This is a genomic window from Microcystis wesenbergii NRERC-220 (genome assembly GCF_032027425.1).
GTDB lineage: Bacteria > Cyanobacteriota > Cyanobacteriia > Cyanobacteriales > Microcystaceae > Microcystis > Microcystis wesenbergii_A.
In genome coordinates this window covers 3,868,500-3,883,119 of record NZ_JAVSJA010000001.1, presented here as the reverse complement: position 1 = coordinate 3,883,119, position 14,620 = coordinate 3,868,500, and the positions used below count along the sequence as shown (strand labels likewise).

Sequence of the window (14,620 nt, the reverse complement as noted above, 5' to 3'; positions counted from 1 at the left end):
TCTGAGAAACCCGTTTTCTACTCATGCACTCATGCAAAAATGGGAATAAATAATCAGTCTTTAATAACCAGATTTAGTATAAAATATCTTGCTGAAAGCTTGAGAAAAAACCCAGAGAAACTGACCCATGAATCCCTTGACAGTCACACATCAAACTCTATCCCTTCCCCCCATGGGCTGCGGTACTTGGGCCTGGGGAAATCGTCTTCTCTGGGGTTACGATGAGAGCATGGATAGCCAGTTACAAGCGGTTTTTAATCTCTGCGTCCAGCGGGGTGTCACCCTATTTGATACGGGAGACTCCTACGGCACAGGCAAACTCAACGGACAGAGTGAGAAGCTATTAGGACGCTTTACAGGGGAATATAGCGGTTATAACGCTGATCATATTCGTATTGCTACCAAACTCGCCCCTTATCCTTGGCGTTTAACCCGTCATGCCATGGTGAAAGCTTGTCAAGCTTCGGCAACCAGACTAGGCCGCCGGGTGGATTTAGTGCAAATGCACTGGTCAACGGGCAATTATGCGCCATGGCAGGAGGGAGGATTATTAGACGGATTGGGGGATTGTCTAGAAAAGGGGTTAGTTAAAGGAGTCGGTTTATCCAATTTTGGACCGAAAAGATTGAAGTCTGCCTATCAAAAGTTTGCCAGTCGCGGCATTCCTATTACCAGTTTACAGGTACAGTATTCTCTCCTTTCTACCTATCCTCTCACTGACTTAGGATTAAAGGAACTATGTGATCAATTGGGTATTAAAATTATTGCCTATAGTCCCTTAGCTTTGGGGTTATTAACCGGGAAATATCGAGATAATAAAAACTTACCCCCTGGATTACGTCGCTTCCTTTTTGGTCAATTAATTCCCGCTATTTCGCCTCTGATAAGTTGTCTAGAAGTTATCGCCCAAGCTAAAGATAAAACTATTAGCCAAGTTGCTTTAAATTGGTGTATCTGTAAGGGAACAATTCCTATCCCCGGAGCTAAAAATGTTCGGCAAGCTGAGGATAATTTAGGGGCTTTAGGATGGAGTTTAGACAGTGGGGAAATAGCAGAATTAGATAAAATTGCCGCGGGTTTGGATAAAAAAATGGTACAAAATATCTTTCAGACTAAGTAGGGTTTGCTGAAAAAGCTTGTTGGTGGGGTGTGGAAAGAACCACAAAGACACAAAGGACACAAAGATTGATCGCTTATAAGTTAAACTGATCAGACAAAGAATAAGAGAGCCAATTTCCCCCCGATTACTCGAAGAACCGGCAATTTTTGAGGTCAAAAAAGCCTAAAGATATTATCCAACAAGGTTTTTAGATTTATTCAGCAAACCCTAAGTAATACTAAATCTGGTTATTCAGAACTGATTATTTACTCTCCCTATTGCCTTTTGCCTATTGCCTTTTGCCTATCCTAACCAAGAAGTTAATTTTGCACGACTACTTGTCTTGAGAGACCAATTTTAAGCTAGGACGGGGTTGGATTGTTCCCCCGTAAGCGACGGCAGTATGAGGAGATAGGACAAGATGAGGAGATATACCCAGGGAAATTCGATAGATTTCCCCAGCTTTATCCATTAATTGCTGTTTAACTGGCTCTTTCGGCAAATTTTGCCGCCAAGCTAGGGGAATCCCCTCGATACCGTTGTACAATCCCGCCCAAATCCCCGCTAAAGTGGTGGTTAATTGCCGTTGATAGGGACTAGAATTAGCGCGACGCACGCTAACGGCGAAATCCTCGGTCGTTTGCAGAAAGGTATAGAGAGAAGCTGCGATCGCAATTCCTAAAGGTGAGCTATCTTTCGCCCAAGCCGATAAAATGGACTCTAAGGGATGATTTTGCCTTAAAGCTGACTGAATCTGCTCTAATAGCTTATTCTTGGGGTTAATAGTTAGTAATTGCGCCATTAACTGATTTAAAGGCTTTTTTCCCTGTAATAACAGACCTACAGCCTCTCCCCAAATTATCGCTTCTTGTCGGGTTAACTCGGAAATTAAGCCCTTTTTTAGCCAAAAATTTAATCTAGCTTGCCAACGTTCCCCATGGTCGGGCCAGGTTAAAATCTCCGGCAACAGTACAAATAATAACGCCGATTCCGACTGCTGCTTGGCTGCGATCGCAAGGGAAAAATCCTCCTTAGATTGCAGTGCTTGCAAAAGCAGGGTCGTCCTCGGTGTAGCCTCATAGTTAAAGGCTGGTATTAGGGGTTGATTATGCAAGGATTCCCCAATATATGCCCCGATTAACCCTCCCTGAAGGCGATCGAGGGGTGAAAAAACCTTTTGCATAAATTAGCTCAATTTGCCCGGTAGGTGACTTCCTCGACTTTGCCCGGTTGCCCCAGTTGTTTAGCATTGGCATTATTAACGGCAACGTAAACCCCGCCGGCATTACCCGCCCTCACGGTTAATTCTCGGTTTGCTTGCCAAGTGCGATGGCTTCCTTGGGGCAGCACACCCTCAAATTCTGTCTTGCCATCCACCACCACCCGCAGCCAGCAGTCATCCTCCAGTTTTACCTCCACCACCAGCTGCTGATTATTGCTGGTTTTGTTGGCCACCGGTTGAAGGGGATTGCTTTTCGGTTGGACAATTTGCTGTTGTGGCAAGGAAGGCGGCGGTAGGCGATTCGATTGCAGTACCGATTTTTGCAGGACGTGGGATAGGGTTTGTACGGAACCAATAACTAGGATTAAATAGAGAAAATAGAGATGAATCGGGCGAATTTGAAGACTCGGCAGCGATAAAGACGGTTTTGTTCCCCTAAAAAAGTTATTGACCTTGGTGGGAAAACGTCGGCTAATCGTCTCACCATCCAGGGCCAGACTATCGGCAAATTGTTTGATTAACCAACGAATATAAATCGGTTCGGGCAATGCCTCCAAATCCCCCGCTTCCAGTGCTTCTAGGCGATGGCGCGGGATTAAGGTTTTCTGGGCAATTTCCTCGAGAGAAAGGGACTGTTCTAGGCGATTTTTTTGCAAATAAACGCCGATTTCCAGTAATTTGGTTCGCTGTTTATGCTGGGGATCAAGTTGTGATTGGAGAAGGCGAAACATATCGCTATTAGGGGCTGACTTTCAGCTTAGTTAATCTGGTTCTTTAAATATTTCAGTTCATCAAGGGTTAAAAAACGGTAATCACCCAAGGGTAAGGGGGAATTATTACCAGAGTTTAGTTGAATACGACCGATGGCACTGCGATGAAGTTTCAGGACGCGATGGCCCAATTCTTCCGCTACAGAGCGAATCTGCCGATTTCTTCCCTCCACTAAAATAACTTCTAGTAGGGTTTTTTGGTCGGTTTGCTTGAGTATCTCAACCTGTGCGGGTAAGGTTTTTTTTCCCTCTAAGAGGATACCTTCTCGCCAACGCTGGAGAGCAAGTCTATCAATGGCACCATCTAGCCAAACCCGATAGGTTTTGGGCAAATGATAACGGGGATGGGTGAGGGTGAGGGTGAGTTGACCGTCGTTGGTGAGGAGTAAAGCCCCAGTGGTGTTGATGTCCAACCTGCCTACGGGATGTAACCCCGTCTCGCTGGCGAGGGAGTCGGGCAAAAGGTCAATTACCGTCGGCCGGTTTTGTGGATCCCTACAGGTAGAAACCACACCAATGGGTTTGTTGACCAGTATATACAATCTTTTGGGACGATTGGCCGGTTCAATTTTTTTTCCGTCTATTTCTAGGTGATCTTTTTCGGGGTCGGCTTTTTCTCCTAACTGCACGATTTTGCCATTCCGTCTCACCCGGCCGGCTATGATCATCTCCTCCGCCCTTCTTCGGGAGGCAATTCCCCACTGGGCAAGGATTTTCTGGACTCTCTCCGCCATTTTTTTTTAGTTTTTAACCCTTTCTCTCTCCTATTATAGGCATCCTAAAAGGGTTTTTTCGCCCAAATAGTGAAGAAAAACAGAATATCTCCGGCTGCCTCTTTGATTTTTTTTCTTTGAAAACTTCTCAAAAAAAAGAGGAGTGACCCCTTGACTTGGGCGGCGGCTTCGGTTATACTTTTCTTATAATGGGAATCCGTGCATTTTTCTCTAGACTCCACCACTCCATTATATATAAAGTCTTATAAAAATATTATTGCAAAAAGCCGTGAAAAAAGCAAGCAAAATTTTGCCGACAATTGTTAAAAAAGTCGGGCTAATTTTTTTTACGGGGGGATATGACTTTAAACGGGTTATTTCTCGGTTATCCAAGCGGTAAACTTTGATTGATGATAAATTGGGGACGTAAGCGACGGAGTTTGCGTCTCTTTGTTATAATTCAAAGGCTAGGCTATAATAACTCTTCATAAACACCGATAATTTTAGTCAAAGATGTAAAAAAATGAATATTCAACTCGTGGAATCTCTAGTTAATGCAATTAAATCCTTGTCCCTAGAAGAACAAGAATTGTTAGGAAAAAAACTCAAAGATCACCCCTCTTGGGAAATTGCATTAGAACGAATTGACGCAACTCGAAAAGCCATTTATGAACGTCGTCAGGGAAAACCATTTAAAACCGATGTTACTGAAATTATTCATCAAATGAGAGAAGAAAGAGATCGGCAATTGATGGAAGAAATTGTGAGTGAATAGAGAAAATAATGACTAATACATTTATCTGTGTTGATTCTAGTTTTATAGTTCGTTTAACAACGGTTGAACCTTCTGTAACAATGTACAGTCAACTCTGGCAAAAATGGATGACCGAGGAAAATTTAGTGATTGCACCAACTTTATTATGTTACGAAGTCACTAACGTATTTTATCGTCTGAAAAAAGCTGGTCAAATTTTGGAGACGGAAGCGCAAACCCTCCTTACAGAAGTCTTAGATTTACCTATTCAGTTTCATGGAGATCATTACCTCCATTACCAAGCAATAGAAATTTCGCAAACCTTGAATCTTCCTGCTACTTATGATGCCCATTATCTAGTATTAGCTCAACGATTTCAAGCAAATTTATACACTAGCGATAAACGCTTATTTAACAGCGTTAAATCTTCTCTAAGTTGGGTTCATTTGGTTGAAGTGTAGATTTTTATTTCTCTCTCAATAGCTTTAGTTTTATTTAACCTGACTAGGCAGTATGCTTAGAAAAGCACAAAAGTCGAGCTAGTTTTGCTTACGGGGGGATATGACTTTAAACGGGTTATTTCTCGGTTATCCAAGCGGTTGAGAGAAGAAAGAGATCGGCAATTGATGGAAGAAATTGTGATAGAGAAAATCATGACTAATACATTTATCTGTGTTGATTTTAGTTTTATAAATTCTTGTAGGGTGCGTGTTTGCGGCGATAATCTCTGACAAAAAAACAAATTAATAATCTGCACCCCACGCAGCAACTTAATTATTAAATTGCTGCGTTACGCTTTGGCTAACGCACCTACGATTTATGCTTCTGTTTGTGGCTAAATTGACAAAAGTTGCTCAAAATATAACCTTAGCAAAATAAATCGGCCTATTCCTAGTTAACCTGAGTTGAGGATAAGCCGAAACCCTAATTTTACCGTAGCTGGTTAGCTCTATTCTATCTTGGAAGTTGTGACCAAATCTTCTTAGTCCGAACTAACTTAGCTTACAATTAAAATATTAGAAAGTTTAATCGGGATTCCTTCTCGAACTAACAGACAGCATCAATGATTGACTGGACTCCCTATCTCAAATCAATCTCGGACTCGGAAAAGTACGCCCAGTGGGAGACATTTTACACCCTCACGGACGTAGAGGGAAAAACACGCCCGTCGAAAACTGCACCTTTAATGGATTTGCAGGTGCAGACGATTGAAAAAGAACCACAAAACCCACAAGAAAGAGCAGAAAGACCAGAAAAAACCGAAAGATTCACAGTTTTAGATGGTTTACGCAAGTATGCGACTAATCACGTTCTTTTAAAAGGTCGTCCCGGTTCAGGAAAATCGACCGCTTTAGCCAGATTATTATTAGAAGAATCTGTAGGGGCGCAAAGGTTGCGCCCAAATCAACAAAATCAGGCTAAAATCATTCAAATTCCCATTCTCATCGAATTACGCTTGTATGAAACCTCAATTCTTGATTTAATTTTACAATTCCTGAAACGCCATAAATTAATTATTGATAGTAATACCCTAGAAAGTTGGCTGTTAGAAAATCAGAATTTTAGACCATTATTATTATTTGATGGTATCAATGAGTTGCCCTCAGATACTGCACGACAGAATTTAAAAAACTTTCGCCAGCAGTATGCAGAAATTTCGATGATTTTCACAACAAGGGATTTAGGCAGCGACGACTTAAACATTGAAAAAAAGCTGGAAATGCTTCCCCTGACTGAACCACAGATGCGGGATTTTGTCAAGGCCTATTTGCCTGAAAAAGGCGAAGAAATGCTTAAACAGTTGGGAAATCGTCTCAAGGAATTGGGAGAAACTCCTCTACTTTTGTGGATGCTTTGTTCAGTTTTTGATGATAATCAGAACAAAATTCCTGCTAATTTAGGCTTAATTTTCCGAGGTTTTACAAAAAAAATTGACATACGCAAAGGAGTTAAAATTTCAGAGGATTTGCATCTCTGGCAAAATCGACTACTGCAACATTTGGCGTGGACGATGACAACTGGTGAAAACCCAACGGAGATAAAGTTATCTATTTCTAAGAATCAAGCAGAGGAGATATTAATAAAGTTTTTACAGGGCAAAATTTCTTATCCTGATAATACTGCATTGAAGTGGCTAGAAGATTTATTGAAATATCATCTAATTCACCTAGAAGGTAATGATAAAATTGCTTTTCGCCATCAACTGATTCAAGAATATTACACGGCTGAGGAATTAAAGAAAAAGTTACCCCATCTCAGGGATGAGCAGTTAAAGTGGGACTATTTGAATTATCTCAAATGGACAGAACCTATGGCGTTGCTGTTGGGGTTATTGGATAATGAAACCCAAGCAAAACGGGTGGTTAAATTAGGGTTAGAGATTGATTTAAAATTAGGAGCGAGGTTAGCAGGAGAAGTCAACTTTAAGTTTCAAAAGCAGACAGTGGGGTTAGTGCTTGGGTTGGATGTGCCGAAACGGTTTAAGGTGGAGTTATTGGGATTAACAAAGTCTAATCAAGTTGTTAATGAGTTACTCAAGGCTTTAAAAGACTCTGATGAGGATGTTCGTGGGAACGCAGTCGAGGCTTTGGGTAAGATTGGCACAGAAACAGCCATTGCGGGATTACTCAAGGCTTTGGAAGAATCTAATAAAGATGTTCGTTGGAAGGCAGCCTTCGCTTTGGGTAAAATTGGCTCAGAAACAGCCATTCCGGGATTACTCAAGGCTTTAAAAGATTCTGATAAAGATGTTCGTAGCAACGCAGTCGTGGCTTTGTGTAAAATTGGCTCAGAAACAGCCATTGCGGGGTTATTCAAGGTTTTAGAACACTCTGATAAAGATGTTCGTGGGAATGCAGCCTTCGCTTTGGGTAATATTGGCTCAGAAACAGCAATTCCTCGGTCACTCAAGGCTTTAGAAAACTCTGATAGGAATGCTCGTAGGAGTGCAGCCTTCGCTTTGGGTAAGATTGGCTCAGAAGAAGCAATTCCGGTGTTACTCAAGGCTTTAAAAGACTCTGATGGGTATGTTCGTTGGAAGGCAGCCGCGGCTTTGGCTAAGATTAGCTCAGAAACAGCCATTCCGGGGTTACTCAAGGCTTTAGAAGACTCTGATGAGGATGTTCGTGGGAACGCAGTCTGGGTTTTGGGTAATATTGGCTCGGAAACAGCCATTGCGGGATTACTCAAGACTTTAGAACACTCTAACAAAGATGTTCGTGGGAAGGCAGCCGAGGCTTTGGGTAATATTGGCTCAGAAACAGCCATTGCGGGGTTACTCAAGGCTTTAAAAGACTCTAATGAGTATGTTCGTAGCAACGCAGCCGAGGCTTTGGGTAAAATTGGCTCAGAAACAGCCATTACGGGGTTACTCAAGGCTTTAGAAGACTCTAATAAAGATGTTCGTTGGAAGGCAGCCTTCGCTTTGGGTAAAATTGGCTCAGAAACAGCGATTGCGGGGTTACTCAAGGCTTTAGAAGACTCTAATAAGTATGTTCGTTCGCAGGCAGCTGAGGCTTTGGGTAATATTGGCACAGAAACAGCGATGACTGAACTTATCAAATGCCTGAAAAATCCTGATTTTGTCACATTAAATAATGGCAATACTCTCTCTCAAGCTAGAGAAGCACTAGACAAAATTCAAAACAAACTTAAATACTATCACCCCCTCCCTGAATCTATTTCTTACTCCACTCAATCCCCAACCTCTGAAACCTCATCTATTACCTATGATTTCAGAGGAGCTACTATTGGCAATTTAGCTCATAATGTGCAAGGAAGCCAACAGAATTATCCCCAGCAAACTAATAACAATAACCCAGAGAAAAAATAACATGGTTCAGCAACTTAATAACACCCAAATCGCCATCAATACTTTATTGAATAAACTCAACGATTCTCTCCCCCAGATCCGCGCTAAAGCTGCCGAAGCCTTGGGCAAAATTGGCAATAGCAGCCTTGCCGACACCTTAGTATCCCATTTAATAGGAGAAAATGATCTTAATGTTCGCCTAAATCTGATTCGAGCTTTAGGAGAAATTGGCAATGAATCCGCAATTCCTTATCTAGCTTCCTACTTATCTGATACTAATCCCGATATTCGGATAATCACGGCGGAATCTCTCGGAAAAATTGGTAGTGAAAAAGCAATATCCTATCTCATTCAATCCCTACAAGATACGGAAGTAAAAGTTCGTGTCACAGCCACAATTGCTTTAGGTGAAATTGGACTAGAAGATGTTATTCCTGATCTAGTAAATGTTTGTTACGATGAAGATGATAGCGTTCGTTTCAGTGCTGTTGATGCCCTCGGTAAAATTGGCTCTCGTTATGCAGTAAACTGATATGAAATTGAGTACAGAATCCCTCGATTTAATTATCAGAACTCTTGCCAAAAGACTATTCACAGACAAGAATCCAAGTATTCGGATTAAAGCCGCTCAATCCTTATTTTGATCCCCCTAAATCCCTCTTTCTAAGGGGGACTTGAATTCGACGTATCGCTTTCATTCAGAGAAATGGTGTCAGTTTTGCCATTATGGATGCTATAATTATCATCAGTAATCTTCAATCTTTTAATCCTATGTCAGAAACTCCTAAATATGACCTTCGTGGAGCAAATATTGCTAACTTTGCCGATACGGTGCAAGGAGATCAAAAAGCTGTTCAACATAATTACGCCACACCCCAAAATTTAGCCGAAGCCGCTCAAGAAATCCAACAACTTATCAGCCAACTTGCCCAAACTTATCCCACTAATACCGAAATTGAAAAACAAACTTTTGTCGCACAAGTTGACGCAGAAATCAAGAAAAATTCTCGTCTAAGAAGCATTTTAATCACGGGAGGAATTGAATTAATTAAAGTCCTCTGTCCTCTCCTCGGTATTCCCATTGAAATGGGTAAAAAATGGCTAGAAACTGCTAATTTAAGTGAGTGAACCTAGAATATCAATCCTGTTAGTTAGAAACGATTAGATCGGAATCGCCGCTTACAATACAAGTCGCTTGACTATCGATCTCTGATCCTAAATACTGATTATCTTTATCATCTCTGCAAACCTTGATTTTCTCTAGAAGGTATCGATAATAATACTAAATCTGGTTATTAAAAACTGATTATTTATTCTCCCTTTTGCCTGTCCTCGTAAGTCACCTATGCTCAAGGGATTTAGTATCAGTTTACTGTTTACTGTTTACTGAACAATGAAAAAAGCTCCCTGATTATCGCCGATGATACCAACGGGTAAATAATTTTTCTAACTCCACCCAAACGAATAACAAGGTACTAAATCCCAAACAGATTAATAATTCTTCTTTAGTTAAAAATTGAGTACCGAAAAAATCCCGCAGAGCAGGAACATAGATTAACATCAGTTGAAAAATTGTCGTCAGGGTTACTGCTACCCAGAGATAGGGATTAGTCAAAGGATTCATTTCTATGGTAAGATGATCGCTCGATCGCACGGAAATGGCATGACCCATTTGAGCTAAACAGAGAGTAGTAAAAACCATAGTTTTCCATGAACCAGTATTACCAAAAAGCGGATCCAAGCGCACAGCGATTAACATTTGAGTGATATTAATAATCGAAAAAATAATCCCAATTCTCACAATATAACTACCCAAACCGCGAGCAAAAATACTTTCTTGGGGACTAAAAGGAGGGCGACGCATAATATTAGGAGAAGCGGGTTCCACTGCCAAAGCTAAAGCAGGTAAACCATCAGTAACTAAATTCATCCAGAGAATTTGTAGGGGAGTTAGGGGAGTAACTAAACCCAAAAGAGGCGAAGCAGCGATAGTAATCACTTCCCCGATATTACTGCCGAGAATATATTTAATAAAACTGCGAATATTGTTATAAACCACTCGCCCTTCTTCCGTGGCAGCGACGATGGTGGCAAAATTATCATCAAGGAGAATCATATCACTAGCCTCTTTGGTGACATCGGTGCCGGCGATTCCCATGGCAATGCCGATATCTGCTTGTTTCAGGGCCGGAGCATCATTCACCCCATCTCCGGTCATAGCAACAAATTTACCCTTTTTTTGCAAGGCGCGGACAATAGTTAATTTATGTTCGGGGGAGACACGGGCATAGATGTTAGTTTTGTCAATGATGTTTTCTAGCTGAATTGGTGATAATTTATCTAATTCTCGCCCTGAGATCACTAAAGCTCCCGCTTGGGCAATACCAAGACTCTTAGCCACCGCTAGAGCGGTTAATTGATGATCGCCGGTGATCATGATTGGACGGATTCCCGCTTCTCGACACCTAGCCACGGCGATTTGTGCCTCCGGTCGCGCTGCGTCGATCATACCGACCATTCCTAACCAAATTAGGGCATCTTCGCTGATTTCAGTTGATTCTGGTGGATAAATCAGGTTTTTATACGCTAATCCTAAGACTCGTAAACCCCTGTTAGCCATAGCATTGTTAGCGACTAAGACTTTTTCTTTTTCCCTATCCCCAAAAGGAAGACTTTCTAATCCCGATTGGTAGGAGAGACACTGTTCAAGGATTAATTCCGGGGAACCTTTGGTAAATAGTACGCGATTGACTCCTTGACAAATGACCGACATTCGCTTTCTTTGGGAAGAAAAGGGGATTTCAGCGATTCTAGGGAACTCTTGCTTGGTTAGGGATAAATTTAAGCCCGCTTTCGCCCCTAAAACTAATAAGGCTCCTTCCGTGGGATCGCCTAAAATGCTATCGTGACCGTTATCGAGGTCTAAACTGGCATCGTTGCAGAGGACACTGGCAATTAAGAGATGATGTAATTCTAGATCGGTTTTGGGATCGATCGCCCGTTGCTCGGTGTCTAAAAATTGTCCTTTTGGGCTATATCCTTCCCCAGTAACTAAAAAACTGCGATTAACCGTCTCTATCTCGCGTACAATCATTTTATTTTCGGTTAGCGTCCCGGTTTTGTCGGAACAGATCACATTAACGGAACCCAGGGTTTCTACTGCCGGCAGTTTACGAATCAAGGCCTGACGTTTGACCATGCGTTGGGTACCTAGGGCGAGAGTTAGGGTGATAACTGCGGGTAATCCTTCGGGAACGACGGCTACTGCCATACTAAGGGAAACTTCGACCAATTCCTCTAGGGCCGACCAACCTGCATTGATCAGGCCGATGGTAATAGTCAGGGCCACTAGAATGAGAGAACCAGCAACAAGGACATTACCCAAGTGAGTCATTCTTTTTTGGAGAGGAGTGGGTTCATTGCCGACTGTTGCTAACATTTGAGCGATTTTGCCTAATTCCGTTGTCATCCCCGTATTGGTAACGATGACCTTGGCCCGGCCTTGCAGTACCTCTGTTCCAGTAAAGACAAAATTTAAGCGATCGCCAAGGGGAGTATCTCTGTCTAAGGGGTCAATGGAGGCGGATTTATTAACACTATTTGCCTCTCCTGTCAAGGCCGATTCGCGAATTTGCAGGTTAAAAGCTTCGATAATTTGGCCGTCGGCGCTGATTTGGGTTCCCGCTTCAATCAGCATGATGTCCCCAGGGACAAGATTAACCGCGTCTATTTCTCTGCGTTGACCCTCGCGGATAACATTAACTTGGGGAGAGGAGAGTTTTTTTAAAGCGGCCAGAGCTTTTTCGGCGCGACTTTCTTGCAGATATCCGAGGATACCATTGAGGATGACAATTGTTAAGATAGCGATCGTATCTTTGAAGGGAACACCAATTTTAGCCAGATGACCGCGCTGCAATTCCAGTAAATCCAGTCCTCCGGAAATTATGGCCACGGCAATTAAGAGGAGGAGCATGATATTGGTAAACTGATCTAGGAGAATTTGCCAATTACTGCGCCCTGGACGTTCTTGTAGTTCATTTTTGCCATAATATTTAATTCTTTCGGCGATTTGCTCCCTATTGAGGCCATTAACAGCCGAACTACCGAGGATAGATAGGGTGGTTTCCACCGGATAGGTATGCCAAGGTTGTTGCAAGTTAAGCCTAGAATGGGCAGAATAGTCAGCATTAGCGGCCATGGCAAGTGAAGATAGTTGATCTAAATAGATCTTAGCCCTTTCTTTCCCCGGTAACAGGAAAAAACAAATGTTTAAACTGGCTCTTCCTGCTCATAGACAGTCTTAACGAGTAATGTAGATAAGTAGCTGGTTATAATTAAATTGAAGATATATCCCCCCTTAATCCCCCCTTGATCCCCCCTTGATCCCCCCTTGATAAGGGGGGTGTCTGAAAGTTTTTAACATCTACCTACTTAGTCAACAGCTTAGTAGGGCAAAGTAAACCAAAATTGTGAACCTTTTTCGTCATTATTCATAATGCCAATTTCACCTCCGTGAGCTTGGATAATTTGACGACATAGATATAAACCTAGTCCTAAACTAATCTGATTATTATTGTTGCCTCGTTGATAGCGATCGAATAATCGTTTTCTCTGGGTTTCGCTAATTCCCACCCCATTATCGGCAATAGTACACCGGAGATAATTGCCCTCTAGTCTAGCTGACAAAGTGATAATTATCCCTTGAGGATTATGTTTAAGGGCATTGGCTAATAAATTCTCAAAAACTCGCCAGAGATGGTGAGCATCGGCATTAACTAAGGGTAAATCGGGAGAAAAATTATTAATTAAAGTTGCTTGATTTTCCCTTAATCTTAACTCCCATTCCTGACCGATCTGTTGACCGATTTCGTAGAGAGATAAAGGCTTTAGTTCTAGGGAAACTCCCCAAAGATCATTTTGTTGGGTTTCGACGAGAGAATCAATTAAAGTTAATTGTCGATCGCAACTGTTGGCCATCTGTTGTAAAATCTTCAGGGATACTTCTTTAGTTTCTCCCTGAGAATTTTTAATTAAATTATTTAAGATCATTGACATCCCGATCACGGGATTGCGGAGATCGTGAGAGACAGCATGAAGATAAATTTCTAAAGTTTCTTCAGTTTTTTGACGTTCTTTAATTTCGTTTTGTAGTTGTTTTTTTTGACGGCAAATAGTTAATTGATTTTCAATGCGTGCCATCACTTCTTCCCCTTGAAAAGGTTTAGAAATATAATCGACACCTCCCACTTGAAAAGCTTTGACTTTATCTAAGACATCATCAAGAGCGCTGATAAAAATCACGGGAATTTCTCTGGTTTTTTCATCAGCTTTTAACTGTTCACAAACTTGATAACCATTGAGATCGGGCATATTAATATCGAGAAGGATCAGATCGGGAATTAGCGATCGCACTGTATTCAGGGCCATCTGTCCATTAATCGCTTTGCGTACCTGATATCCCTTCTCGGTGAGCATAATCGACAATAGCCGCACATTATTGGGCAAATCATCGACAATTAAGACACTAGGGCGCGGTGTGAGTTGAGTCATGCCGGTTATTTTATAACTCAAACTATTTAGTAAGTAGCTGGTTATAATTAAATTGAAGATAGATTTTGGGTTCGATCCCCCCTGCCCCCCTTGATAAGGGGGGTATCTGACAATTTTTAACACCTACCTACTTAAAAGTGTATAAAAAAACAGACGCAACACTTGCATCTGTTACAAAATTAACTATATTTTGAGGACAAGAACATCTAAGGATTTTCACCACCGACAGCGATGCCTGTACCATAAATCTGAGCATTTGTCAAGTTAATTCTCTCCATTGATGCACCCGTCACATCAGCATCATAGATCATGGCACTGGTGAAATTAACTCCATTGAGATTAGCTTGATTCAAACTGGCATTAGTCAGAAAAGCTGCGGTTAAATTTGCGCCTTCTAGGTTGGCATCGGTCAAATCTGCGCCCTCTAAGTTGGCTTCCTCCAGATTAGCTCCCTGTAAATTCGCTTTTCTCAAATCTGCACCGATTAGATGCGCCCCTCTTAAATCTGCACCCTGGAGATCACACCCCGGACATTCCCGCGTATTCAATAATTGTTGCACCTGTCGGGGATTTTCCGCACCGACGGGGTTAATCAGCAGTAAGGAAGCTAGGGAACCTAGGGCAATCATTAAAGTCCTTTTCATCGTTTTAGCCTCCTCTTTCGTTTTCCTCTCTACTTTTAGGATAGGAAAAAAGCGGCT

The 14,620-nt window shown here is 41.9% G+C and carries 13 protein-coding genes; 6 read left to right on the top strand and 7 right to left on the bottom strand.

Annotated elements, in window-relative coordinates; translation table 11 throughout:
- Positions 1-127: 127 nt before the first annotated feature.
- Positions 128-1,120, top strand: a complete 993-nt coding sequence (locus RAM70_RS18865) for an aldo/keto reductase (protein WP_312675093.1) — start codon at positions 128-130, stop codon at positions 1,118-1,120.
- A gap of 313 nt (positions 1,121-1,433) precedes the next feature.
- Here RAM70_RS18865 and RAM70_RS18860 read toward each other — a convergent pair whose 3' ends face one another.
- From RAM70_RS18860 to RAM70_RS18850, 3 genes are read right to left on the bottom strand one after another with little or no spacing between them, the layout of a single operon-like run.
- Complete coding sequence (locus RAM70_RS18860; RefSeq protein ID WP_190381064.1) at positions 1,434-2,282, bottom strand: ADP-ribosylglycohydrolase family protein; 849 nt, start codon at positions 2,280-2,282, stop codon at positions 1,434-1,436.
- An 8-nt stretch (positions 2,283-2,290) separates the two neighbouring features.
- Complete coding sequence (locus RAM70_RS18855; protein WP_045359027.1) at positions 2,291-3,052, bottom strand: helix-turn-helix domain-containing protein; 762 nt, start codon at positions 3,050-3,052, stop codon at positions 2,291-2,293.
- A gap of 26 nt (positions 3,053-3,078) precedes the next feature.
- The gene (locus RAM70_RS18850) at positions 3,079-3,825 is read right to left on the bottom strand and encodes a pseudouridine synthase (protein WP_045359026.1); all 747 of its coding nucleotides are present in this window, start codon (positions 3,823-3,825) and stop codon (positions 3,079-3,081) included.
- A gap of 502 nt (positions 3,826-4,327) precedes the next feature.
- On the opposite strand from RAM70_RS18850, the gene RAM70_RS18845 reads away from it, so the two are divergent.
- From RAM70_RS18845 to RAM70_RS18825, 5 genes are all read left to right on the top strand, one after another.
- Positions 4,328-4,579, top strand: coding sequence for a hypothetical protein (locus tag RAM70_RS18845; RefSeq protein ID WP_008205084.1), 252 nt, complete (start codon positions 4,328-4,330; stop codon positions 4,577-4,579).
- A gap of 8 nt (positions 4,580-4,587) precedes the next feature.
- A complete protein-coding gene (locus RAM70_RS18840; RefSeq protein WP_002803895.1) occupies positions 4,588-5,019 on the top strand; it encodes a type II toxin-antitoxin system VapC family toxin in 432 nt (143 codons plus the stop codon).
- A 602-nt stretch (positions 5,020-5,621) separates the two neighbouring features.
- Entirely contained in the window at positions 5,622-8,390 is a 2,769-nt protein-coding gene (locus tag RAM70_RS18835; protein WP_312675090.1) for a HEAT repeat domain-containing protein, read from the top strand.
- 1 nt (position 8,391) lies between these two features.
- Positions 8,392-8,901: a HEAT repeat domain-containing protein gene (locus RAM70_RS18830; protein ID WP_002803901.1), complete on the top strand. Its 510-nt coding sequence runs from the start codon at positions 8,392-8,394 to the stop codon at positions 8,899-8,901.
- Between the two features lie 239 nt (positions 8,902-9,140).
- Positions 9,141-9,497 carry a hypothetical protein gene (locus tag RAM70_RS18825; protein WP_312675087.1) on the top strand — a complete coding sequence of 119 codons (357 nt, stop codon included), beginning with the start codon at positions 9,141-9,143 and terminating at the stop codon, positions 9,495-9,497.
- A 19-nt stretch (positions 9,498-9,516) separates the two neighbouring features.
- On the opposite strand, the gene RAM70_RS18820 is transcribed toward RAM70_RS18825, so the two are convergent.
- The 4 genes from RAM70_RS18820 to RAM70_RS18805 form a co-directional block, all read right to left on the bottom strand.
- Complete coding sequence (locus tag RAM70_RS18820; RefSeq protein WP_080602295.1) at positions 9,517-9,624, bottom strand: putative toxin-antitoxin system toxin component, PIN family; 108 nt, start codon at positions 9,622-9,624, stop codon at positions 9,517-9,519.
- 156 nt (positions 9,625-9,780) lie between these two features.
- Entirely contained in the window at positions 9,781-12,567 is a 2,787-nt protein-coding gene (locus RAM70_RS18815; protein WP_312675085.1) for a cation-translocating P-type ATPase, read from the bottom strand.
- 245 nt (positions 12,568-12,812) lie between these two features.
- Complete coding sequence (locus RAM70_RS18810; RefSeq protein ID WP_190380810.1) at positions 12,813-13,919, bottom strand: hybrid sensor histidine kinase/response regulator; 1,107 nt, start codon at positions 13,917-13,919, stop codon at positions 12,813-12,815.
- Positions 13,920-14,125: 206 nt separating this feature from the next.
- Positions 14,126-14,563, bottom strand: a complete 438-nt coding sequence (locus RAM70_RS18805; protein ID WP_045359019.1) for a pentapeptide repeat-containing protein — start codon at positions 14,561-14,563, stop codon at positions 14,126-14,128.
- Positions 14,564-14,620 lie beyond the last annotated feature (57 nt).

Bases quoted from the DNA above. Each gene is read 5' to 3' on its own strand.
- RAM70_RS18865 (WP_312675093.1), top strand. From the start codon at position 128: ATGAATCCCTTGACAGTCACACATCAAACTCTATCCCTTCCCCCCATG.
- RAM70_RS18860 (WP_190381064.1), bottom strand. From the start codon at position 2,282: ATGCAAAAGGTTTTTTCACCCCTCGATCGCCTTCAGGGAGGGTTAATC.
- RAM70_RS18855 (WP_045359027.1), bottom strand. From the start codon at position 3,052: ATGTTTCGCCTTCTCCAATCACAACTTGATCCCCAGCATAAACAGCGA.
- RAM70_RS18850 (WP_045359026.1), bottom strand. From the start codon at position 3,825: ATGGCGGAGAGAGTCCAGAAAATCCTTGCCCAGTGGGGAATTGCCTCC.
- RAM70_RS18845 (WP_008205084.1), top strand. From the start codon at position 4,328: ATGAATATTCAACTCGTGGAATCTCTAGTTAATGCAATTAAATCCTTG.
- RAM70_RS18840 (WP_002803895.1), top strand. From the start codon at position 4,588: ATGACTAATACATTTATCTGTGTTGATTCTAGTTTTATAGTTCGTTTA.
- RAM70_RS18835 (WP_312675090.1), top strand. From the start codon at position 5,622: ATGATTGACTGGACTCCCTATCTCAAATCAATCTCGGACTCGGAAAAG.
- RAM70_RS18830 (WP_002803901.1), top strand. From the start codon at position 8,392: ATGGTTCAGCAACTTAATAACACCCAAATCGCCATCAATACTTTATTG.
- RAM70_RS18825 (WP_312675087.1), top strand. From the start codon at position 9,141: ATGTCAGAAACTCCTAAATATGACCTTCGTGGAGCAAATATTGCTAAC.
- RAM70_RS18815 (WP_312675085.1), bottom strand. From the start codon at position 12,567: ATGGCCGCTAATGCTGACTATTCTGCCCATTCTAGGCTTAACTTGCAA.
- RAM70_RS18810 (WP_190380810.1), bottom strand. From the start codon at position 13,919: ATGACTCAACTCACACCGCGCCCTAGTGTCTTAATTGTCGATGATTTG.
- RAM70_RS18805 (WP_045359019.1), bottom strand. From the start codon at position 14,563: ATGAAAAGGACTTTAATGATTGCCCTAGGTTCCCTAGCTTCCTTACTG.